Here is a 21,831-nt window from a genome sequence, read left to right as displayed (position 1 = left end):
CGAGGCGGGTCCCAAGGCAAGCCTAGGCGGCGGCTTCCCGCTCCTCCCGGCTCAAGTGGCCCTCCACCCGCGTCTCCGGCATGAACCAAGCGGTGACCAGGGCGAGGAGGAAGAAACCGGTGACGTACCAGAAGAAGCCGCTCTCGGCCCCGACCGACTTGAACCAGAGGCCGACATACTCGGCCGTGCCACCGAACAGCGCATTGGCCACCGCATAGGGCAATCCGACGCCGAGCGCCCGGACCTGGGCGGGGAAGAGCTCCGCCTTCACCACGCCGCTGATCGAGGTGTAGCAGGAGATCACCGCGAGGCCGGCCAGCACCAGCAGCCCCGCCTCCAGCGGCGAGGCGGCCCGGCCGATGGCGCTGAGCAGCGGCACGGTCATCAGCGCGCCGAGGCCGCCGAAGGCGAGCAGCATCGCCCGCCGCCCGATCCGGTCGGAGAGGGCGCCGAAGACGGGCTGCACGACCATGAAGGCCAGCAGCACCCAGGCCATGGTGGCGCTGACGGTGCGGGCCTCGAAATGCGCGGTGTTCACCAGGTATTTCTGCATGAAGGTGGTGAAGACGTAGAAGCTGAGGCTGCCGCCCGCGGTCAGGCCGAGCACCAGCAGCAGCGGCTTCGGGTGCCGCAGCAGGGCACGGAGCGAGCCGGCCTCCGGGCGCCGCGCCGCATCGGCGCTCTGTGTCTCGTGCAGGGCGCGGCGGAGAAAGAGGGCGACCACCGCTGCCGCCGCACCGATGACGAAGGGGATGCGCCAGCCGAAGGCGCGCATCTGCTCGTTGGTCAGCATCGATTCCAGGATGACGATGACGAGCACGGCGAGGAGCTGCCCGCCGATCAGCGTGACGTACTGGAAGCTGGCGTAAAAGCCGCGATGGCCGGGCTCGGCGACCTCCGACATGTAGGTGGCGCTCGTCCCGTACTCGCCGCCGACCGAGAGGCCCTGGGCAAGGCGCGCGACCGTCAGCAGCACGGGGGCGAGCAAGCCGACGCTCGCATGGGTGGGCAGCAGGGCGATCATCAGCGAGCCGCCGCACATCAGCAGGACGGAGGCCATCATGGAGAAGCGCCGGCCGCGCCGGTCGGCCAGGCGGCCGAAGATCCAGCCGCCGAGCGGGCGTACGAGGAAGCCGGCAGCGAAGACCCCGGCGGCGGCGAGGAGCTGCGAGGTGCGGTCGCCGGAGGGGAAGAAGGACGAGGCGAAGTAGAGCGAGCAGAAGGAATAAACGTAGAAATCGTACCATTCGACGAGGTTGCCGGACGACCCGCCGACGATGGCGAGGATCCGGCGCCGGCGGTCGGCGGCCGCATCCAGGGGGAGGGTGGTGGTTGCGCTGGGCATAGGGAGCTCCTCCGCCCCTGCGACGCGGTGACGCTCCGGCGTGGCAAGGCGCTTCCCCTCCGCCCGCCGTCCCGCCAGACTGGCCTGGCAACGATGAGGGGCCGGACGTGGAACCGGCCCCCACCCACGGGAGGTCATGGCCATGGATTTCGAAGGCACACGGCTCGGCCGGCGCGGTGCGCTGGCCCTCGGCGGGGCGGCGCTGGCGGCGCCTGCCCTGGCCCAGGGACGATTTCCGGACCGGCCCATTCGCCTCATCATCCCCTGGCCGCCGGGCGGCTCGGCGGATGCGCAGCTCCGCTCGCTGGCCGAGATCGCCGGCCGGGCGCTCGGGCATTCGGTGGTCGTGGAGAACCGCCCCGGCGCCTCCGGCACCATGGGCGCGCTGCACCTGACGACCCAGGCGCGGCCGGACGGCTACACGATCAGCCAGATGCACCTCTCGATCGTGCGGCGTCCCTTCATCACCCGCAACCCGCCCTGGGACCCGGTCAACGACTTCACCCACATCATCGGGCTCTGCGGTTGGATGTTCGGCATCGCGGTGAAGGCGGACGGGCCGATCAAGAGCTGGGCAGACTACATCGCCTATGCCCGCGCCAATCCCGGGCGGCTGACCTACACCACCTCCGGCATCGCCACGACCAACCACCTGACGATGGAGGAGCTGGCGGCTCGCGAGAAGCTAGAGCTGGTGCATGTCCCCTACCGCGCCTCGAACGAGGCGGCGGTCGCCGTCGCGTCCGGCGAGGTGATGAGCGTCGCCGACAGCTCTGCCTGGGCGCCACTGGTGGATGGCGGGCAGCTCCGGCTGATCTGCGTCTGGACGGCCGAGCGCTCGCCCCGCTTCCCCGACGCGCCAACGCTGAAGGAGCTGGGCTACGACATGGTCGTGACATCCCCGTATGGGCTTGCCGGGCCGAAGGGGATGGACCCGGGCGTGGTCCGCGTGCTGCACGATGCCTGCAAGGCGGCGCTGTTCGACCCGGCCAATACCGCCGTCAGGGCGCAGTTCGACATGCCGCTCGAGTACTACGATACTGAGGAATACCGCAGCTTCATCGCCCGCCGGGCGCAGTACGAGAAGGCGATGGCGGAGCGGCTGAAGCTGCGGATCGACTGAAGCAAGACAGTACCCGGGAGACGCCACAAGAATGCCACCGATCACCCGCCGCCGGACGATCGCGCTCGCCGCGGCCAGCCTTGCCCCCGCGCTTGCCTCCCCTGCCCTCGCCCCCTCCGCTTTCGCCCAGGGGCGTTTCCCGGACCGGCCGATCCGCCTCGTCATCCCCTGGCCGGCGGGCGGCTCGGCCGATGCGCAGCTCCGCTCCATGGGCGAGATCGCCAGCAGGGCGCTCGGCCAGCCGGTTGTGCTCGAGAACAAGCCCGGGGCGGGCGGCACGCTCGGGCCGATGACGGTCGCCCAGCAGTCGCGGCCGGACGGCTACACGCTGACGCAGATGCACCTCTCCGTGCTGCGCCGGCCCTGGATGATGAAGGCCCCGCTCTGGGACCCGGTGCGCGACTTCACCCATATCATCGGCCTCACCGGCTGGCTCTTCGGCACCGCCGTCAAGGCGGACAGCCGCTTCGCGACCTGGCAGGAGATGATCGCCTATGCCCGGGCCAATCCCGGCAAGCTGACCTATTCCACCAGCGGCATCGGCACCAGCAACCACCTGGCGATGGAGACCCTCCTGGAGATGGAGAAGGTGGAGATCACCCATGTGCCCTTCCGCGGCTCCAACGAGGGGGTGACGGCGGCGCTGGCCGGGCAGGTAGACATGGTCTCCGACAGCAGCGCCTGGGCGCCCTTCGTCGAGGCGGGGTCGATGCGGGCCCTCTCGGTCTGGACCGCCGAGCGCGCCGCCCGCTTCCCGACCGTGCCGACGCTGAAGGAGCTGGGCTACGACATGGAGGTCACCTCGCCCTATGGCGTCAGCGGCCCGAAGGGCATGGACGAGGGCGTGGTGCAGGTGCTGCACGATGCCTTCAAGGCGGCGCTCTTCGACCCGGAGAACGAGCGCATCCGTGGCCAGTTCGACATGCCGCTGGTCTACCGCAACACCGAGGACTACCGCGACTTCGTCGCCAGGCGCGTCGACTACGAAAAGATGATGGTGAAGCGGCTGAACCTCACGCTCGACGGCTAGGCGCCCCAACGACTTCGGGAGGAACGAATGACAAGAACGATCACCCGCCGCGCCGCTCTCGGCGCGGCGGCCGGCCTGCTCGCGGCCCCGGCGCTGGGCCAGGGGCGCTTTCCCAACCGGCAGATCCGCTGCCTCATCCCCTGGCCGCCGGGCGGCTCGCTCGACGCGCTGCACCGGCAGATGTTCGAGATCGCGGCGAAGGATCTCGGCCAGCCCATCATCATCGAGAACATGGCCGGCGCCCGCGGCACCCGTGCCGCGATGTTCCTGATCCAGCAGGCGCGGCCTGACGGCTACACCATCGCTCACCACCACCTGTCGATCCTCCGCCATCCCTTCCTGACGCGGCAGGCGACCTGGGACCCGGTCGGCGACTTCACCTACATCATGCAGCTCACCGGCTTCGTCTTCGGCACCGCGGTGCGCGGCGACAGCCCGTGGAAGACCCATGCCGAGCTGATGGAGGCCGCCCGCCGCGCCCCTGGCCGGTTGACCTACTCGACCAGCGGCATCGCCACCACCAACCACCTGGCGATGGACGACATCCTCACCCGCGAGCGGGCCGAGATGACGCATGTGCCGATGCGCGGCAGCCAGGAGGGCGTGACCGCGCTGCTCGGGCGGCAGATCGACATCGTCGCCGACAGCCAGTCCTGGCGGCCGCAGGTGGAGACCGGCGAGCTCCGCCTGCTCGCCGCCTGGACGCCGACGCGACTGCCGAGCTTCCCCGACGTGCCGACGCTGAAGGACCTGGGCTACGGGATGAGCGTGACCTCTCCCTATGGCCTCGCCGGGCCGAAGGGGATGGAGCCGGAGGTGGTGGACATCCTCCATCGCACGCTGAAGAAGGCCTTCGAGGACGAGGCCAGCCAAGCGATCATGAAGCGCTGGGAGCTGCCGAACGAGTATCTCGGCCCGCGCGAGTACCTCGCCTTCGCCCGCGAGCGGGTGGTCTATGAGCGGGAGACGGTGGCGCGGCTCGGCATCAGCATCGACTGAGCCGGGCGCGGCGGGTCAGGCCGCCACCCGCGTCCGCGCGGCGACGAGGCGGGCCAGCGGGCCGACCGCGCCGAGGGCGGCGAAGGCGGGGGGCGAGGCCCGCAGCACATGCGCGGCGAGGCCGGCCCAGCGCATCGGCCCGGCGCTGCGGCGGCGCCAGGCGGCGTGGAAGGCGGCGGCCTCCTGCCCCGCCAGAATCGCCTTGGCCGCCGCCAGGCCGGAATGCAGGGCGAGCGCGACGCCCTCGCCGGTGAAGCTCGGGATCACCGCCGCCTGGTCGCCGACGCGGTAGAGGCCGGACGGCCCCGAAGCCGGCTGGCGAAAGCCGTAGGGCACGCCGGCGATGGCGAGCGGCCGGTCCCAGAGCGGGTAGGCGTCGCGGAGCAGGGCTTCGGCGAGGGCGGAGCCGGCGCGGACCCGGGCGAGCAGGTCGCCGGGCGGGCCGTGCAGGGCGGCGCAGAGATTGGCCCCGCCGCCGGGCAGGGGTTGCAGGCCGGCATAGCCGCCGCCGAAAGGCAGCAGGGCGACGGCATCCGTCATCGCCACCCCGGCGAGGTGCAGCTTGAGGCCGATGGCGGGCGGCGGGGCGCCCTCGCGCGGATGGCCACGCAGCGCGTGCTTGCCGGTGGCGAGGATCACGCGCCGCGCCTGGATCTCGCCCGAGGGGGTGCGGAGGCGCCACCCCTCCCCCATCGGCACGGCGCCGAGCACGGTGGTGCCGCGGCGCAGGGCCGGGCCGGCGGCCTCCTGCAAGGCGCCGTCGAGCAGGCGGCGCGGCAGTGCCCAGGCCGGGAAGGGCAGCGTCACATCCGCCTCGCGCCTGCCATGGCCGATCCGCATCCGCCGCAGCGGGGCGGCGCCGAGCCTTGCCGGGTCGAGGCCGAGGCGGCGCAGCGCCGCCGCCGCGTCGGGGCCGAGAAATTCGCCGCAGACGCTCTCGCGGGGCTCGGGGCTGCGCTCCAGCAGCAGCACCTCGCGGCCGGCGCGTGCGAGGGCGATTGCCGTCGCACAGCCGGCCGGGCCGGCGCCGATCACCACGTTCTCAGGCACGAGCGGAGACGATCCATTTGAAGGGGAAGGCCCAGTCGATCTGGGCCGGGACGCCGGCCTCCGCCACCAGCCGCTCCCAGTCGGCGCGGGTAAAGCCGCGGGCGATGGAGACGGTGCTGTCATGCACCACCATCGGGTCCATCCTGAGCAGCCGCACCGCGCCCCATACGAAGCCCCAGGGCAGCCAGTGGCGGTGCAGGTCGGAGATCAGCCAGCCCCGCCGCGCCCGGCCCGGCAGCCAACGGAGGAAGCGCACCAGTTCTGCATCGCGCAGGTGATGGGTGAAGAGGCTGCACAGCACGACATCGAAGCGCTCCTCCTCCGGCAGGCCGAAGAGGTCGGCGGTGATGAAGCGCGCTTTCACCCCGGCAGCGGTTGAATAACGCGCCGCCCAGGGGCTGCGGTCGAGGCCGGTGAGTTCGACGGTGACGCCGCGGCGGGCGGCCCAGCGCGCGATCTCGGCCAGCATGTCGCCGCCGCCGAAGCCGATATCGAGCACCGAGAGATGGCGCGCGCCCGTCTCCGCCACCAGCGCGTCGAGCCAGCGCAGCGTCGGGCGGTAGGCGAGGCTCATCCGGTTGATGCGGGCGAGATCGCGGAGGGCGGAAGCGAATTCGGCCTCGGTCGCGGCCGCGTCGTCCATCCACTCATCGGCGGCGCTGCGCTGGCGCATCAGGCGAGGCGGAAGCGCATGGTCTCGGCCGAGAGGCCGGGGCCGAAGGCCAGCGCGCAGCCGCGTTGCCCTCGCCCCGCCGCCATCATCCGCTGAAGGACGAACATGACGGTGGCGGAGGACATGTTGCCATGCTCGCGCAGCACGGCGCGGCTGACGTCGAGCGCCCCCGGCGACAGGTTGAGGCCATGCATCACCGCGTCCAACACGCTGCGGCCGCCGGGATGCACCGCCCAGAGGTCGAAGGCGTCCGCCGCCTCGCCGGCGAGGATGGCCGCCGCCTCGTCGGGCAGGGCACGGGCGAGGGTGAGCGGCACGAAGCCTGAGAGCGTCATGTCGAAGCCGCCATCGCCGATGCGCCAGGTGATCTGGTCCGACGCCTCTGGGATCAGCGCGGCGTGGAAACCCTCGATGGCGATGCCTTCGGGCTCCGCCGTCACCAGCGCGGCGCTGGCGCCGTCGGCGAAGAGCAGGAAGCAGAGCAGCTGCTCGATCTCGGGCGAAGGCTGAAGGTGGAGGGTGCAGAGCTCGAGATTCACCACCAGAACCCGCGCCCGCGCGTCGCTGCGGACGATGTGGTGGGCGAGCTTCAGCGCGTTGATCGCCGCCTGGCAGCCCATGAAGCCGACGATGCTGCGCTCGACATTCCCCGGCAGGCCGAAGCGGCGGATCAGCCACTGGTCGAGGCCGGGGGCGGCGAAGCCGGTGCAGGTGGCGAAGACGAGATGGGTGATGCGCGGCCCCTCCCCCTCCAGCCCCATCGCTAGGCAGGCGGCTTCGGCCAGCGCCGGGGCCTCGCGCTCGTAGCGGGCCATGCGGGCGCCGGTGCCGGGGAAGGCGTCGGTCCGGTAGAAGCCATCGACCGTGCCGCTGGCATCCGCCTCGGCTTCCAGCACTGAATGGCGGGTGTCGATCTGCGAGCGCTCGGCGAGGCGGGCGAAGGCGGTGCGGATGCGCGGCTCGGTGATCTGCCGGTCCGCGAAGCGGCGGAAGGCGTCATGCACCTCATGCCGGGGGACGGCGGTGCCGATGCGGTTGATATGGGCCTGGGTCACGCGTGTCCTGCCCGCAGGGGTCGCAGCCCCAGGCCGCGAGCATTGCGGATGAGCAGGCCACGATCATGAAAGGACCTGCCCCTGGGCCGCTGGCGGCAAGCCAGCGGCCCGGGGACAAGGCTGGAGATGGGGTGGCGGGCTATTGCCGCACCGCCCCCGTGCGGGCATCGACGGTCACTTCGATGGGGGTGCCCTCGCGCAGGCCGCGCAGGCGGATGGCATCGCCGTCGCGGCCGAGTTCCGTCACCTCGGTATAGCCGCGGGCACGCAACAGCTCGCGCGCCTGGCCCTCGGTGAGCGGAGGCTGCTCGCGCGGCAGGCCGGTGGCGGCGTCGATGCGGAAATTCTCGACCCGCTCGCCGTAGCGCGTGGCGCGGGCGATGCGGAAGCTGTCGCCCTCGCGCTCCACCCCTTCGAGATCGGTGAAACCGCGGGCGCGCAGCACGGTCGCCAGCTGGTCCTGGGTGAGGAAGGCTGCCTCCTGCGCCAGCGCCGGGCCGGCGAGCAGGAGGAGGAGCAGGGCGGGGCGGAGGAGCTGCATCATCGGCCGCCATAACCACCCGCGACCGGAAAGGTTCACTCGGCCCTTGAATCGCCCGGAACCAGAACATATAAGGAACTGGAGGATTGTGCATGGAGTTGCGGCGGAAGCTCGAGATCCTGGCGGACGCGGCGAAGTACGACGCCTCCTGCGCCTCCTCCGGAACCGAGAAGCGGGACAGCCGCGAGGGCGGCATCGGCAGCACGGAGGGCATGGGCATCTGCCACGCCTATGCGCCGGACGGGCGCTGCATCTCGCTGCTCAAGGTATTGCTGACCAATGCCTGCATCTATGACTGCGCCTACTGCATCAACCGCGCCACCAGCAACGTCCCCCGCGCCCGCTTCACGGTGCGGGAGCTGGTCGACCTGACCCTCGACTTCTACCGGCGCAACTACATCGAGGGGCTGTTCCTTTCCTCCGGCATCATCCGCTCGCCCGACTACACGATGGAGCGGCTGGTCGATGTTGCGCGCATCCTGCGCGAGGAGCACGGCTTCCGCGGCTACATCCACCTGAAGACCATCCCCGACGCCTCGCCCGAGTTGCTGGCCGAGGCGGGGCGGCATGCCGACCGGCTCTCCATCAACATCGAGTTGCCGCAGGAGGGGGCGCTGAAGGCCCTCGCCCCGGAGAAGGATTTGTCCGAAATCCGCCGCGCGATGGGGCGGATGCGGCTGCGCATCGAGGAGGCGAAGGAGGCGCGGAAGGCGGAGCGGCGGGCGCCGGCACCGCGCTTCGCCCCGGCCGGGCAGAGCACGCAGATGATCATCGGCGCCGATGCGTCGGACGACCGGGCGGTGCTCGGGACGACGGCCAATCTCTACGGCAGCTATGGGTTGAAGCGGGTCTATTTCTCGGCCTACTCGCCGATCCCCGATGCCTCGCGCCTGCTGCCGCCGCAGCCGCCGCCGCTGGTCAGGGAGCACCGACTCTACCAGGCGGACTGGCTGCTGCGCTTCTACGGCTTCTCGCTCGACGAGATCATGGCCGGGGGCGAGGGCGGCATGCTCGACCTCGGCATCGACCCGAAGCTGGCCTGGGCGCTGCGGCACCGGGGCGACTTCCCGGTCGACGTAAACCGGGCGCCGCGGGAGCGGTTGCTGCGCGTGCCGGGGCTCGGGGAGAAGACGGTCGACCGGCTGCTGGCGGCGCGGCGGCATCGCAGCATCCGCAGCGAGGATCTGGCGCGGCTGAGGCTGCCGCTGGGGAAGCTGCTGCCCTTCCTGGTCACCGAGGATCACCGGCCGAGGGTGACGGATCGGCTCGACCTGCGGGCGCTTGTGGCGCCGCGCACCGGCTTCGCCAAGCCGGTGCAGATGCAGCTGCTGTGATCGGCATCGCCCTCCCCGGCCCCGCCGACTTCCCCGCCTGGCGGGATGCGGCGCGGCGGCTGCTGGCGGCCGAAGTGGCGCCGGAGCGGGTGGCTTGGCACCTCGCTGGAGAGGCGGCGGGGCTGTTCGCGCATGAGCCGGTGCCGGAGCCGCGGCGCACCGGGCTGACCGTGCCGCGCAGCTTTCCGGAGTTGGCGGAGGTGGTCATCCGCCACCGGGACGGGGAGCGCTTTGCCCTGCTCTACCGCCTGCTCTGGCGCATCACCCATGACGAGCACGGGCTGCTGGAGGTGGCGACCGACCCGGAGGTGATCCGTGCCCAGGGCATGGCCAAGGCGGTGCGGCGCGATGCGCACAAGATGCATGCCTTCGTGCGCTTCCGCGAGGCGCCGGAGGGGCGTTATGTCGCCTGGTTCGAGCCGGACCACCATATCCTGGAGGCGGAGACGGGCTTCTTCCTCCGCCGCTTCGCCGGCATGCGCTGGTCCATCCTGACGCCGGAAGCGAGCGCGCATTGGGATGGCGAGGAATTGCGCATGGGCCCCGGCGGCCGCCGGGCGGATGCGCCGGCGGAGGACGCGAAGGAGGAGCTGTGGCGGGCCTATTTCGCCAGCATCTTCAACCCCGCCCGCCTCAAGCCCGCTGCCATGCGCGCCGAGATGCCGGTCAAGTACTGGCGCAACCTGCCCGAGGCGCAGGACATCCCCCGCCTCATGGCCGAAGCCCCGAAGCGCGTTGCCGCGATGGTCGCCCGTGGCGCGACGCCGCCCGCGCCGCGGCGGCAACGGGTGCTGGCGACGGACGTTGAGGTGCCCATGCCAACCGATCTCTTCACCCAAGACCCCGCCACCGCGCTCGCCGCCCTCCGCGCCGAGGTGCTGGCCGATCGCGGCCCGCTTGCCGAGCACGCCACCCAGGCCGTCTTCGGCGAGGGGCCGATCGGCGCCGCCCTGCTCTTCGTCGGCGAGCAGCCGGGCGATGAGGAGGACATCGCCGGCCGCCCCTTCGTCGGCCCAGCCGGACGGATGTTCAACCGGGCGCTGGAGGAGGCGGGCATCCCCCGCGCCGAAGCCTATGTCACCAACGCGGTGAAGCATTTCAAATTCAAGCCGACGGGGCGGCGGCGGCTGCACCAGTCGCCGGATGCGGGCGACATCGCGCATTACCGCCCCTTCCTGCGGCGGGAGATCGAGATCGTCGGGCCGCGGCTGGTGGTTTCGCTTGGCGCCACGGCGCTGCGCGCGCTGACGGGCAAGCCGCTCGCCATCACCAAGGTGCGGGGCGAGGTGGTGAAGAGCGAGGACGGGGTGCCGGTCTTCCCGACCGTCCACCCCTCCTACCTGCTGCGGCTGCCGGACCCGGAGAGCAAGGAGCGGGAATATGCCCGCTTCCTCGGTGACCTGAAGGGTGCTTGGCGCGAGGTACAGTAATTGCGCCTCGCCCTGAACCGGGTGGGGCTCTCGCCTGTTCCATCCGCTCGACACGGAACGGAGAGAGAGCATGGCGCAGGACCAGGACAGGCTGATGCCGGACGAGCCGGTGAAGCCGGTGGACGACAAGGCGAAGGCCCGGGTGCCGAGCTTCGCCGAGGGCGGACCGACCGACTACGACCCCAACGCCACCAATGACGGCGCCATGGGCGGCGGCGGAGCCGGGGGTGCGGGCGGCGTGACCGGCGGCGCCAGCGGCCGGAGCAACGAGACGCCCTGACCGCTCAGTGATGCTCCCGCGCGGGCACCGTGTGGGACAGCCGCTCCACCGCGGCGATGCCGATCGCGGACAGGATGAAGAGCGCGTGGATGATGGCCTGCCACATGATGCCGGCCTTGGTCGTCGTGTTGCGCTCCGTGCCGAGGTTGCTGGCGGCGATGAAGGTGCGCAGCAGGTGGATCGATGAGATACCGATGATCGCCATCGCCAGCTTGATCTTCAGCACGCCGGCATTGACGTGGCTGAGCCATTCCGGCTCGTCCGGGTGGTCCTCGAGATTGAGGCGGGAGACGAAGGTCTCGTAGCCGCCGACGATCACCATGATGAGCAGGTTGGAGATCATCACCACGTCGATCAGGCCGAGGACAATCAGCATGATGTCCTGCTCGCCGAAGCTGTGGGCGTGGCTGACGAGGTGCCATATCTCTTTCATGAAGAGCAGCACGTAGACGACCTGGGCGACGATCAGCCCCAGGTAGAGCGGGAGCTGCAACCAGCGGGAGCCGAAGACAAGGGCCGGCAGGAGGGGAAGCGGGCGGCGTTCGATGGGCGTGGACATGACGATCCTGTCATCTGGACCGCCCGCTCTCTAATTGAAACGCTTTGGATTTCCAAGCTCAGCCGGGCAGGCCGAGCACGTTCTTCGACAGGATGTTGCGCTGGATCTCGTTCGAGCCGCCGTAGATCGTGGCGGGCCGCGCCTGGATGAAGAGGCCGCCGATGTTGAGGTCGCGGTTGCCCTCCATCGGCTCCAGCAGGCCGGCATTCTCGCCGCCGATCTCGAGCATGGTGTCGGTGATCGCCTGGAACAGCTCGGTCTGCAGGATCTTCAGCATGGAGACGTCGGGGCCGAGGCTCTCGCCGCGCTTCAGCCGCTCGACGAAGGTGCCGTAGAGCGCCTTCAGGTCCTCGAATTCGAGGCGGAGGCGGGCGTAGCGGTCCTGGAACTCGGCATCCTCCCAGACGCCCATGCGCTCGGCGAGGATCTTGAGGCGCGACAGGGCATAGCCGGACTGGCGCGGCGAGCCGAGGAAGATGCGCTCGAAGCCGAGCAGCGCCTTCGCCATGTCCCAGCCCTTGTTGAGCTGGCCGACCAGGTTCTCCTTCGGCACGCGGACATTGTCGAAGAAGACCTCGCAGAACTCGTCATGCATCTCGAGGTTGATGATCGGCCGCACGGTGATGCCGGGCGTCTTCATGTCGACGAGGAGGAAGGAGATGCCCTCCTGCTTCTTCGCCTGCTTGTCGGTGCGGACGAGGAGGAAGATCCAGTTGGCGTCGGTCGCCAGCGTGGTCCAGATCTTCTGGCCGTTGACGACATACTCGTCGCCGTCGAGCACCGCCTCGGTGCGCAGCGCGGCGAGGTCGGAGCCGGCATTGGGCTCGGAGTAGCCCTGGCACCAAATGTGCTCGCCGGTCAGGATCTTCGGCAGGAAGCGCTGCTTCTGCTCCTCCGTCCCGTACTTGATGACCAGCGGGCCGAGCATGACGATGCCATGGTCGTTGGTCCGCGCCACGCCGTAGCGCTCGTATTCCTCGGTGAGGATGATCTGCTTGGCGGGCGAGAGGCCCAAGCCTTCATGTTCCTTCGGCCAGCCGGGGCAGAGCCAGCCGCGCTCGGCGAGCTTCATGTACCAGGGGCGGTTCTCGTCCCAGTGGAGGCGCTTCGGCGGGTTGCGCAGATCGTCGGGGTAGTTCTCGTGCAGGAAGGCGCGGACCACCTGGCGGAAATGCTCGTCGTCGAGCGCGTCGAGCTCGGCCGGGGCGGGGATGCGGATGGCGTCCATCGGCTCAGTCTCCCTTGAAAGCGGGCGCGCGCTTGCCAAGGAAGGCTGCGCGGCCTTCGGCGAAATCATGGGTCATGAAGAGGGTGGCCTGGAAGTGGCGCTCCTGCTCCAGCGCGCGGTCGAGGCCTTCGCCGAGCATCTGCTTGGTCAGCGCCATCGGCGCCGGCGCCTGTTCTGCGAGGAAGCGGGCCTTCTCCATGGCCGTAGCCAGGGCATGGCCCTTGGGCACGACATGGTCGATGAGGCCGATACGCTCCGCCTCCGTCGCCGTCATCTGGTTGTGGTAGAGCAGGACCTGCCGCGCCTTCCCCTGGCCGACGCGGAGCGGCAGGGTATGCGGCAGGCCGAGATCGGCCATGAGCCCGATCTTGCCGAAGCCGGCGCCGAGGCGCGCATCCTCGGCCGCCACCACGGTGTCGGAGGCGCAGGCGATGGAGAGGCCGGCGCCGACGCAATAGCCCTCGATGGCGGCGACGACGGGGACGCTGCCGAGCACCATCAGCCGGATCAACTCATGCGAGAGGCGCATGCGCTCGCGGCCTTCCATGGCCGAGTTCACGTCCATCCCGGAGATGTCGCCGCCCGAGCAGAAATGCCCGCCCGCGCCGGTGACGACGATGGCGCGCGTGGCCTTGTCGCCCTGCGCGGCGCGCAGCGCCTCGATCATCTGCACGCGGAGCGGCATGGCCAGCGCGTTGCGCCGCGCCGGCTGGTCGAGGGTAAGGACGAGGACGCCGCCCTCGCGCTCCGAGACGATCCGCATGACGGGCTCGCTCATTCCTCGACCTCCGGGCTGACGGCCATGAAGCGGCGGCGGTGCAGCGTGGCGCTGCCATACTGGTTGGCCATGACCATGGCCTTCCGCAGGTAGAGGCCGACATCGTACTGGTCGGTGTAACCGATGCCGCCATGGAGCTGGATGCACTCGCGCGTCACCAGCATGGAGGAGGAGGCGGCGCGGGACTTGGCGCGGGAGATGACGGCGCGGCGGGCATCGCCGGTGGCGCCGGCATCGAGCGTCGCGGCCGCGGCCTCGATGCTGGCCCGCGTCAGCGCGATCTGCATCTTCACGTCCGCCGCCTTGTGCTGCAGCGCCTGGAAGGTGCCGATGATCTTGCCGAATTGCTGGCGCGTCTTCAGGTAGTCGAGCGTCATGGCGAAGGCGCGGTCCATCCCGCCGAGCAGGTAGGCGCTGGTCAGCAGCGCGGCCTCGTCGAGGGCGAGCGACAGCGCCTCGCCGATGTCGTCGGCGATGCGGGTGGCCGTGCCGAGGTTCGGCTCCAGCGTGCCGAGATGGCCGCCATCCTGGGTCTGCTCGGTCGTGAGGCCGGCGCCGGCCTGCTGCTCGTAGAGGGCGATGCGGCCGCCCTCGCGCACCGGCAGGAGGAAGGAGGCGGCGCCGGCGGCCATGGGGAGGAAGCGGCGGGCGGCGTCGGGGCTGCCCGGCACCTCCAGCGTGTCGGGACGCTCCTGCCAGGCGGTCAGCACCAGCGATTCGCCGGTCAGCACCCGCTCCAGCGGGCCGGCGCCGACGGCGGCGAGCAGCGAGCCGGTGAGCATCGCCGGGATCAGCGGCTCCGGCACCAGGGCGCCGCCCAGTTCCTCGGCGAGCGCGCAGGCTTCGCCGAGACCGAGGCCGGCGCCGCCGGAGGCCTCCGGCAGGCGGAGGCCGATCCAGCCCATCTCGCCCATCTGGCGGAGGATGGCCGGGTCGAAGCCGGGGGTCTGGAAGCGGAGGTCGCGCACCCGCTTCATGTCGCCGCCCGGGGGCGCCACCGCGGCGGCGCTGTCCCGGATCATGCGGATGGATTCGGCGCGGTCCTCGCCGCTCAAGGCCGCGCTCATTGGGTGTGCAGCGTGGCGCCGGTCTTGGCCTGCACCTCCTCGAGCGTCACGCCCGGCGCCAAGTCGCGGACGACGAAGCCCTTGCCCTCGACCACGTCGAGCACGGCGAGGTTGGTGTAGACGCGGTTGACGCAGGCGAGGCCGGTCAGCGGGTAGCCGCAGCGCTCGACGATCTTCGGGCGGCCGTCCTTCGTCGTGTGTTCCATGATGACCCAGAGGCGCTTGGCCCCGGCGGCGAGGTCCATGGCGCCGCCAACGGCGGGGGCGGTGTCGTTCTCGCTGGTCGCCCAATTGGCGAGGTCGCCATTCTCCGCCACCTCGAACCCGCCGAGGACGCAGAGGTCGATATGCCCGCCGCGGATCATGGCGAAGCTGTCAGCATGGCCGACGAAGCTGGCGCCCCTGGCCAGGGTGATGAGCTGCTTGCCGGCATTGATGAGCCAGGGGTCTTCCTCGCCTTCCTTCGGCGCCGGGCCCATGCCGATGACGCCGTTCTCCGACTGGAAGATCACCTCCCGCGTCGGGGGCACGTGGTTGGCCACCATGGTCGGCATGCCGATGCCGAGGTTGACGCACCAGCCTTCCGGTACGTCATCGGCGAGGCGGGCGGCCATCTGGTCGCGGTTGAAGGGCATGTCGGGTGCTCCTCTCAGACCTGCTCGGGCTTCAGCCAGTCGCCGCCGCGGTCCACCTGGACCACGCGGTTCACATAGACACCGGGCGTGCCGATCATATGCGGATGCAGCTCGCCAAGTTCACGGATGTGCTGCGCCTGGGCGATGGTCAGCTCGGCGGCCATGGCCATGATCGGGTTGAAGTTGCCGCCCGAGCCCCGGTAGACGAGGTTGCCCCAGCGGTCGGCCTCCCAAGCCTCGACCAGCGCCACATCGGCCTTGAGGGCGCGTTCCATCACATAGGCCTTGCCCTCGAACTCCCGGCTCTCCTTGCCGCGGGCGAGCAGCGTGCCGGCCGCCGTCGCGGTGTAGAAGGCGGGGATGCCGGCGCCGGCGGCGCGGATGCGCTCGGCGAGCGTGCCCTGCGGGACGAGCTCCAGCTCGATCTTGCCCTCGCGGTAGAGGGTCTCGAAGACGACTGGGTCCTTGCTGCGCGGGAAGGAGCAGACGATCTTCCGGACCTGGCCCTGGTCCATCAGCTTGGCGACGCCGATGCGGCCGGAGCCGGCATTGTTCAGCACGATGGTGAGGTCGCGGGCGCCCTGCTCGATCAGGCCCTCGATCAGCACGTCGGGCTGGCCGACGCTGCCGAAGCCACCGATCAGCACGGTGGAGCCATCCTTCACGCCGGCCAGAGCATCGGCCACCGACTGCACGATCTTGTTGATCATCCTTGTCCCTCCCGGGGTGAAATGGACTAGCGCCCCCCGGCGCGGCGGTCCAGCCCTTAGCGTGCTATCAAAATGAGTGGCCGTTGTCCCGCCATCCTGCGCGGGTTTTCAGGCGTCGGCCAGGAGATGCGCCGGGCTGTTGGTGATGGTGTGGAGGCGCATCAGCACCGGCCCGAGCCCGTGCAGGTGACGGAGCAGCTGGACGGCGAGCCAGGCATCCTCCAGCGCCCCGTGCAGCGCCCCCTCGCGGGCCACGCCACAGGCGGCGCCGGCATGGGCAAGGCCGCAGCGCGTGCCGGGGAAGGCGCGGCGCCAGGCGCGCAGGGTGCAGAATTCGCCATCCCAGGGCCGCTCCTGGCCGAGCCGGGCATATTCGCCGCCCAGCATGCGGCGGTCGAAGGCGAGGTTGTGGGCGCAGCCGGCTGCACCGGCGAAGAAGGCGGCGACCTCATCGGCGTGCTCGGCGAAGGGCGGGTGCGCGGCGAGGAACGGATCCGACATGCCATGCACCCGCGCCGCGCCCCAATGGCAGGGGATGCCGGGGGCGAAGGCCAGGTGCAGCGTCGCCTCCGGCTCCAGCGCCGCGTCGAGCCGGACGGCGCCGAGCGAGGCGACGCGGTCTTCCGCCGTGCAGCCGGTGGTCTCCGTGTCGAAGACCACTACCGGCCCGCCTGCCCAGGGCTTCGTCATGCGGCGAAGCGGAAGCGCCCGTTGCTGATGACCTGCTTGTCGCGCTCGACGACCCGGGCGCGGAAGGCGCCGCCGCCCTCCTCCCGCCAGATCTCCGTGCGGATGGTCTCGCCGGGGAAGACGGGGGAGGAGAAGCGCAGGTCCATCGAGCCGAAGCGCGCCGTGTCGTAGTCGCAGAGAGATTTCAGCAAGGCGTGGCAGACCGTGCCGAAGGTGCAGAGACCGTGCAGGATCGGGCGGGGGAAGCCGGCCCCCTTCGCCACCTCGGGGTCGATGTGCAGCGGGTTGAGGTCAGCATTGAGGCGGTAGACCAGCGCCTGCTCCGGCCGCGTCGCCAGGTCGAGGGTGATGTCGGGCGCCCGCTCCGGTTCCGGATGCGGCTGCTTCACCGGGCCGCTGGGCCCGCCGAAGCCGCCATTGCCGCGCATGAAGCTCGTCGAGGTGGAGGTGGCCAGCAGCTCGCCCGTCTTGGCGTCGAGGATCTCGCGCTCGGAGTACATCAGCGCACCCTTGCCCTCGCCGCGGTCGACCAGGCCGGTGATGCGCGAGCGGCCGATCAGCTCACCCTCGGTCGGCAACGGACGGTGCAGGACGAGGCCCTGCTCGCCGTGCAGGATCTGCTGCCAGACGATGCCGGTATCCGGGTTGCGCGACCAGAAGCCGGGCGAGGCGAGCACCACCGGCATCGACGGCATCACCTTCAGCCGCGGCTCGTAGACGAAGTCGAGCTGCTGCTCGTCCATCGGGTCCTGGCCAAGGCCGATCGAGAAATTGTAGAGCGCCACATCCTGCCAGCGGAGCGTCTGGCGCACCTCCGGGATGGGGTAGTTCATCAGCTGGTCGTGGTTGATCGGCACCTTAGTGGCTCCCCCCTGCAAGCTCGATCACGGCATCGGCGGCGTAGCAGCCCTGGCCCGACGGCAGCACCAGCATCGGGTTGACGTCGACGCCGGCCAGGCGCGGCCCGGCCGCGACGGCGAAGGCGGAGAGCGCCGAAAGGGCCTTGGCCAGCGCCGCCACATCCGCCTTCGGGCGGCCGCGGGCGCCGTCGAGCAAGGGTGCGCCGCGCAGCGAACGAATCATCCGCTCCGCCTCCGCGGTGTCGAAGGGGCAGCGGCGGAAGGCGACGTCCTTCAGCACCTCGATGAAGATGCCGCCCAAGCCCACCATCGCCACCGGGCCGAAGACCGGGTCGCGGAAGACGCCGAGCGCCATCTCCACCGCGCCCTTGATCTGCTTGGCGACGAGCACGCCCTCGATCCGCGCCGCGGGCGCATGGTGGCGGGCGCGGTCGAGCAGGGTGGCGAAGCCCTGGCGCACCTGCCCCGCATCGGCGATGTCGAGCAGCACGCCGCCCATCTCGCTCTTGTGGATAATGTCGGGGCTCAGGATCTTCAGCACCACCGGATAGCCGATGGACTCGGCTGCGGCGACGGCAGCCTCGCTGTCGGGGGCGGCATGCTCTGGGACGGCGGGAATGCCGGCACCGGCGAGCAGCGACTTCGCCACCGCCTCGCTCGGGGTCATCGCCGGCAGCTCGACGCTCGGCAGCGGGATGTCGGTGCGGGGCTCCTCGGCGCGGGCGAAGGCGGCGCCGAAGCGGCCCATCGCCTCGATGGCGACCACGGCGCGCGACGGGTCCTCGAAGCAGAGCCAGCCATCGGCCTCGTAGTCGCGCACCTTGTTGGGCGCGAGCATGGACATCACCCAGAGCCGGTCGGGATGCGCCTCGCGGACCGCCCGCATCTGCTCGTGCAGCTTCGGCCCGAGGCTGCGGCCGGCGGCGGTTTGCGACCAGAAGGAGAGGATGGAGCTGTAGCCGCCATCCACCGCCACGCTCTCCACGAAGGTGGAGATGAGCTTCAGGTCGTTCGTCACCTGCGCGGTGCAATCGACCGGGTTGCGCGGCGCGCAGAAGGGGATCAGCGCGCGGAGCTTGGCCTGCGCCTCCTCCGGCATGGGCGGCATGGGGAGGCCGGCGGCCTCGGCGGCATCCGAGATCAGCACGCCGGCACCGCCGGAGACGGTCAGCACGCCGAGGGTGTTCTTCGCCGGGTAGATGCGGCGCGTGGCGGCATAGGCGATGTCGAGCATCTCCTCCGTCGTCCGCGCCCGCACCACGCCGAACTCGTCGAGCACCGCCTGGGTCACCGCGTCGTCGCCGGCGATGGAGGCGGTGTGGGACTGCGCCGCCGCGCCGCCGAGCTGGCTGCGGCCGACCTTCATCATCACGATCGGCTTGCGGTTGCGGCGCGCCAGGTCGAGGGCGGCGAGGAAGCTCTCGCGCTCGCGGATGCCCTCGGCATAGGCGCAGATGACGTCCACCTCCGGCGCCTGGGCCATCCAGCCGAGCACGTCGCCGAGCGTAACCTCGGCCTCGTTGCCCGTGGTGATGCAGACCTGGGTGCCGATGCCGCGGTCGAGCGCCGCCGAGAAGATATGCGTGCCATAGGCGCCGGATTGCGAGGCGATGCCGATCCGCCCCGGGATCGGCCAGCCCTTCTCGAAGCTGGCGGTGAAGGTGCCGTAGAAGCGGATCGCGTCGTTGAAGACGCCGAGGCAGTTCGGGCCGAGCAGGCGGATGCCGTGGCGGCGGGCGACCTCGGTCATCCGAACCTGAGCGGCGGCGCCGGCCTCATCCATCTCGGCGAAGCCGGCGGTGAAGCAGATGACCGCGCGGCAGCCCTTGGCGCCGAGCTCGTCGAGCGCCTGGATGGCCAGCGCCGAGGGCACGGCGATGATGGCGACGTCAGGCGCCGCGGGCAGCTCGGCGATGGAGGCGAAGGCGGGCAGGCCCTGGACGGTCGGGCGCTTCGGGTTCACCGGCCAGACCGGGCCGGCGAAGCCGCGTTCCTTCAGGTAGGCGATGGGCCGGCCGCCGATGCGCGCCGGCTCGTCCGAGGCGCCGATGACTGCGACGGAGCGGGGCCGTACCAGGGGGTCGAGAGATGCGAAGCTCGAAAGCCCCGACGGCGCGGCAGCGGCAGACATCCCTGGATCTTCCCCCTTTTTGGTCCTTCAACGGACCGCAGCGTGGGGGAGACGGGCAATCAGGGCAAGAGGGAGAGGTCAGGTCTCCTCCTCGCCATCCTCCTCATCCTCGTCCTCGTCGAGGTCCTCGTCATCCTCATCGTCGAACTCGTCCTCGTCCTCGTCTTCGTCCTCATCCTCGTCGAACTCGTCGTCCTCCTCATCCTCCTCGTCCGGGTCACCTCCCGGGGAAAGGCCGGGCGGGAGGCTGAGGGCGAAGCGGCGCAGGCTTTCTGGGTCGAGGTTCGGCATGGCGGCTCCGGCGCTAGAGCGTGATCGCCGGAGGCATGAATCACGCGATCAAACAGGAGGCCAGAGCATGATCCGCGGTCCGGCGACTGCGGACCATGCTCCTGGCCGGTGGTTGCGCGCAACCACCGGGAGGCAGGCGGCTTCCCCGGCGCGATCAGCTCTGGGCGTCGGGGGAGAGGACCATGCAGGCGCCGCTGCGCCGCAGCCGCTCGCAGACCGACTGGGCGGAGCCCTGCGACAGGCCGGTGACGCGGGCGCGGTAGAGCCTGCCCCGGCCGGCGGCGACGGGCTGCACCTGGGCCTGGCCGCCGCCGGCCTCGCGGGCCGCGTTGGCGGCGCTGCGGGCCAGGTTCTCGCTGGCGAAGGCGCCGACCTGGACGGCCCAGGCACCCGTCGAAGCCGCGCGGGCGGCGCCGGGGCGGAGCGAGACGGGCAGGCTGCTGGCATGGGCGGCCGACACCATCCCGCCGAAGCCCTGGAGCAGCGCCGGCTGCGACGGGGCCGGGCCGGGCTGGAGCGCGAAGCCGCGCGCCGCCGGGCGCGGGGCGGAGGCGGCATTGGCCGAGGCGAGCACGGAGGGGCGCGGCGCCGCAGGTGCGCTGGCCTGGGCGCGTGCCACCGGCGCGGCGAAGCCCGGGTCGCGCCGCGCGGCGGGCGGTGCCGGCGGGGCGGCCAGCGACTCGGCGGCGCGGGCTTCCGACGCCATCAGCCGCTGCGCGCCTTCGGCGGTCGAGCCGTCCGGGATAGGGTCCATGCGGACGACCGAGCTGGTGTCGAGCGAGGCGAGTTGCACCGGCGGGGCGGCGGGCGCCGCATAGGTGCTGCCATCCGGGATCGGCTCCATCCGCACGACCGGGCCAGCCGGAAGCTGGGCCACCTGGACGCCGGGATCGACCGCCTGGCGCTGCTCGCGGAGCGCGATCATCGTCGCCTGGTCCATGCGGCGGGGGCCAGCCGGGATGCTCAGCGGAATCTCGGCCGCGGCGTAGATCTCTGGCGCCGCGCGGCGGCTCGGATGGTGGGCGACGATGTTGGGGCCGATGCGGGCGACGTAGTTGCGCGTCTCGGCCGGCAGGCCACGGCTGTTCCAGAGATAGTCCTCGAGCCGCCGCGGCCCCGCATTGTAGGCGGCGAGAAAGGCCGGCGAGCCGTAGAGGTCGTACATCTCCCGGATATAGGCCGCGCCCGCCATGACGCTGTCATAGGGGTGGTAGGGGTCGTCGCCGAGGCCGTAGCGTGCCTGGAGCTCGCGGTAGGTGCCGGGCATGACCTGCATCAGCCCCATGGCGCCGACCGGGCTGGTGGCGGAGCTGCGGCCACCGGACTCCTGGCGCATCACCTCGCGGATCCAGCGCTCCGGCACGTCGAACCGACGGGCGGCCTGGCGGATATACGGCCCCCACGGGTCGCCGGGCGGGCCCGGCGGGTTGTAGCTGGCCGGGCGGTTGTAACTGCCATGAGTGACGGCGACATGCTGGCCAGTGCTCGGCCGGCTCGCCTGTTGCTGGCCACAGGCCGCCAGCATGGCCAACACCGAGAGCGCCATCACCGGCTGTGCCAGGCGCGCAACGCGCTCTGTCCCGCCGGCCATGCCGTCACGCGATGTCCTGTTCCCTTCGGGCATCCCCATTCGCTCCACCGGGTCTGGGACCACCGGGTTCCGAAGCCTGCCCCCCATGGATTCCGGCCGTCCCCACGGCTTGGAATCCCAGGCTTGCCCCGAAGACCTGGCGGACGTTCTACGTCCTGAAGCACTAGCCCTACACGGTCGTCCGGTCTGCCGGCAAGGCTGCTTTGGCATCGCAATACTGTGCGCAGTCCTACACTTGCCTGTTACGGATTGCGACTCAAAGTTGCGCCACCCTGGCGGCGGGGCGGAATTCCGGTCTATAGGCCCGGCCATGCCGGATGGAACTGCCATGCCCGGGGCGCGGCCCGAGGCGCTCTATCTTTTCGACTCTCGTGTTCCGCGTCGCCGTGCGGCGGCTTTGGGGGACATTGCCACGGGGGTGCGGCGGTGGC

22 protein-coding genes are annotated in these 21,831 nt (G+C 70.9%); 6 read left to right on the top strand and 16 right to left on the bottom strand.

Annotation, left to right across the window (positions count from 1 at the left end; genetic code table 11):
- Window positions 1–22 precede the first annotated feature (22 nt).
- Entirely contained in the window at window positions 23–1,345 is a 1,323-nt protein-coding gene (locus JMJ56_RS11765) for an MFS family transporter (protein WP_202831877.1), read from the bottom strand.
- 142 nt (window positions 1,346–1,487) lie between these two features.
- Between JMJ56_RS11765 and JMJ56_RS11760 the strand changes: the two genes are divergently transcribed.
- From JMJ56_RS11760 to JMJ56_RS11750, 3 genes are read left to right on the top strand one after another with little or no spacing between them, the layout of a single operon-like run.
- Complete coding sequence (locus JMJ56_RS11760) at window positions 1,488–2,468, top strand: tripartite tricarboxylate transporter substrate binding protein (RefSeq protein WP_202831875.1); 981 nt, start codon at window positions 1,488–1,490, stop codon at window positions 2,466–2,468.
- A 31-nt stretch (window positions 2,469–2,499) separates the two neighbouring features.
- A complete protein-coding gene (locus JMJ56_RS11755) occupies window positions 2,500–3,498 on the top strand; it encodes a tripartite tricarboxylate transporter substrate binding protein (RefSeq protein ID WP_202831873.1) in 999 nt (332 codons plus the stop codon).
- A 27-nt stretch (window positions 3,499–3,525) separates the two neighbouring features.
- The gene (locus tag JMJ56_RS11750) at window positions 3,526–4,497 is read left to right on the top strand and encodes a tripartite tricarboxylate transporter substrate binding protein (RefSeq protein WP_202831871.1); all 972 of its coding nucleotides are present in this window, start codon (window positions 3,526–3,528) and stop codon (window positions 4,495–4,497) included.
- A 15-nt stretch (window positions 4,498–4,512) separates the two neighbouring features.
- Here the strand turns inward: JMJ56_RS11750 and JMJ56_RS11745 are convergent, their stop codons facing one another.
- The 4 genes from JMJ56_RS11745 to JMJ56_RS11730 form a co-directional block, all read right to left on the bottom strand.
- On the bottom strand, window positions 4,513–5,547 hold the full coding sequence (locus JMJ56_RS11745; protein WP_202831869.1) for an NAD(P)/FAD-dependent oxidoreductase: 1,035 nt from the start codon (window positions 5,545–5,547) through the stop codon (window positions 4,513–4,515).
- Window positions 5,540–6,220, bottom strand: coding sequence for a methyltransferase domain-containing protein (locus JMJ56_RS11740; RefSeq protein ID WP_202831867.1), 681 nt, complete (start codon window positions 6,218–6,220; stop codon window positions 5,540–5,542). Before JMJ56_RS11740 ends, JMJ56_RS11745 begins: the two co-directional genes overlap by 8 nt.
- Window positions 6,220–7,275, bottom strand: coding sequence for a type III polyketide synthase (locus JMJ56_RS35270; RefSeq protein WP_202831866.1), 1,056 nt, complete (start codon window positions 7,273–7,275; stop codon window positions 6,220–6,222). Before JMJ56_RS35270 ends, JMJ56_RS11740 begins: the two co-directional genes overlap by 1 nt.
- Window positions 7,276–7,414: 139 nt before the next feature.
- Entirely contained in the window at window positions 7,415–7,819 is a 405-nt protein-coding gene (locus JMJ56_RS11730; RefSeq protein WP_202831864.1) for a hypothetical protein, read from the bottom strand.
- A gap of 89 nt (window positions 7,820–7,908) precedes the next feature.
- Between JMJ56_RS11730 and JMJ56_RS11725 the strand changes: the two genes are divergently transcribed.
- From JMJ56_RS11725 to JMJ56_RS11715, 3 genes are all read left to right on the top strand, one after another.
- Window positions 7,909–9,150: a putative DNA modification/repair radical SAM protein gene (locus tag JMJ56_RS11725; protein ID WP_202831862.1), complete on the top strand. Its 1,242-nt coding sequence runs from the start codon at window positions 7,909–7,911 to the stop codon at window positions 9,148–9,150.
- The gene (locus tag JMJ56_RS35265; RefSeq protein ID WP_202831861.1) at window positions 9,147–10,580 is read left to right on the top strand and encodes a UdgX family uracil-DNA binding protein; all 1,434 of its coding nucleotides are present in this window, start codon (window positions 9,147–9,149) and stop codon (window positions 10,578–10,580) included. The genes JMJ56_RS11725 and JMJ56_RS35265 overlap by 4 nt, the downstream gene beginning before the upstream one ends.
- A 70-nt stretch (window positions 10,581–10,650) precedes the next feature.
- Window positions 10,651–10,860, top strand: coding sequence for a hypothetical protein (locus tag JMJ56_RS11715; protein WP_202831859.1), 210 nt, complete (start codon window positions 10,651–10,653; stop codon window positions 10,858–10,860).
- A 4-nt stretch (window positions 10,861–10,864) separates the two neighbouring features.
- Here the strand turns inward: JMJ56_RS11715 and JMJ56_RS11710 are convergent, their stop codons facing one another.
- From JMJ56_RS11710 to JMJ56_RS11660, 11 genes are all read right to left on the bottom strand, one after another.
- The gene (locus JMJ56_RS11710) at window positions 10,865–11,419 is read right to left on the bottom strand and encodes a TIGR00645 family protein (RefSeq protein ID WP_202831857.1); all 555 of its coding nucleotides are present in this window, start codon (window positions 11,417–11,419) and stop codon (window positions 10,865–10,867) included.
- Window positions 11,420–11,477: 58 nt separating this feature from the next.
- Window positions 11,478–12,647, bottom strand: coding sequence for an acyl-CoA dehydrogenase family protein (locus tag JMJ56_RS11705; protein ID WP_202831855.1), 1,170 nt, complete (start codon window positions 12,645–12,647; stop codon window positions 11,478–11,480).
- Between the two features lie 4 nt (window positions 12,648–12,651).
- Entirely contained in the window at window positions 12,652–13,425 is a 774-nt protein-coding gene (locus JMJ56_RS11700; RefSeq protein ID WP_202831853.1) for an enoyl-CoA hydratase/isomerase family protein, read from the bottom strand.
- On the bottom strand, window positions 13,422–14,480 hold the full coding sequence (locus JMJ56_RS11695; protein WP_236037685.1) for an acyl-CoA dehydrogenase family protein: 1,059 nt from the start codon (window positions 14,478–14,480) through the stop codon (window positions 13,422–13,424). Before JMJ56_RS11695 ends, JMJ56_RS11700 begins: the two co-directional genes overlap by 4 nt.
- A gap of 8 nt (window positions 14,481–14,488) precedes the next feature.
- Window positions 14,489–15,127, bottom strand: coding sequence for a 3-oxoacid CoA-transferase subunit B (locus JMJ56_RS11690; protein WP_202831848.1), 639 nt, complete (start codon window positions 15,125–15,127; stop codon window positions 14,489–14,491).
- Between the two features lie 14 nt (window positions 15,128–15,141).
- Window positions 15,142–15,837 carry a 3-oxoacid CoA-transferase subunit A gene (locus JMJ56_RS11685; protein ID WP_202831846.1) on the bottom strand — a complete coding sequence of 232 codons (696 nt, stop codon included), beginning with the start codon at window positions 15,835–15,837 and terminating at the stop codon, window positions 15,142–15,144.
- A 108-nt stretch (window positions 15,838–15,945) separates the two neighbouring features.
- Window positions 15,946–16,527 carry a 3'-5' exonuclease gene (locus JMJ56_RS11680; RefSeq protein ID WP_202831844.1) on the bottom strand — a complete coding sequence of 194 codons (582 nt, stop codon included), beginning with the start codon at window positions 16,525–16,527 and terminating at the stop codon, window positions 15,946–15,948.
- Complete coding sequence (locus tag JMJ56_RS11675) at window positions 16,524–17,384, bottom strand: MaoC family dehydratase (RefSeq protein WP_202831842.1); 861 nt, start codon at window positions 17,382–17,384, stop codon at window positions 16,524–16,526. The genes JMJ56_RS11680 and JMJ56_RS11675 overlap by 4 nt, the downstream gene beginning before the upstream one ends.
- A 1-nt stretch (window position 17,385) precedes the next feature.
- Window positions 17,386–19,518: an acetate--CoA ligase family protein gene (locus JMJ56_RS11670; protein WP_202831841.1), complete on the bottom strand. Its 2,133-nt coding sequence runs from the start codon at window positions 19,516–19,518 to the stop codon at window positions 17,386–17,388.
- A 78-nt stretch (window positions 19,519–19,596) separates the two neighbouring features.
- The gene (locus tag JMJ56_RS11665) at window positions 19,597–19,809 is read right to left on the bottom strand and encodes a hypothetical protein (protein WP_202831839.1); all 213 of its coding nucleotides are present in this window, start codon (window positions 19,807–19,809) and stop codon (window positions 19,597–19,599) included.
- Window positions 19,810–19,963: 154 nt separating this feature from the next.
- The gene (locus JMJ56_RS11660; protein WP_202831837.1) at window positions 19,964–21,433 is read right to left on the bottom strand and encodes a lytic transglycosylase domain-containing protein; all 1,470 of its coding nucleotides are present in this window, start codon (window positions 21,431–21,433) and stop codon (window positions 19,964–19,966) included.
- Window positions 21,434–21,831 lie beyond the last annotated feature (398 nt).

This window comes from Belnapia arida (genome assembly GCF_016773205.1).
GTDB lineage: Bacteria > Pseudomonadota > Alphaproteobacteria > Acetobacterales > Acetobacteraceae > Belnapia > Belnapia arida.
This window is presented reverse-complemented; position numbering and strand designations above follow the sequence as displayed.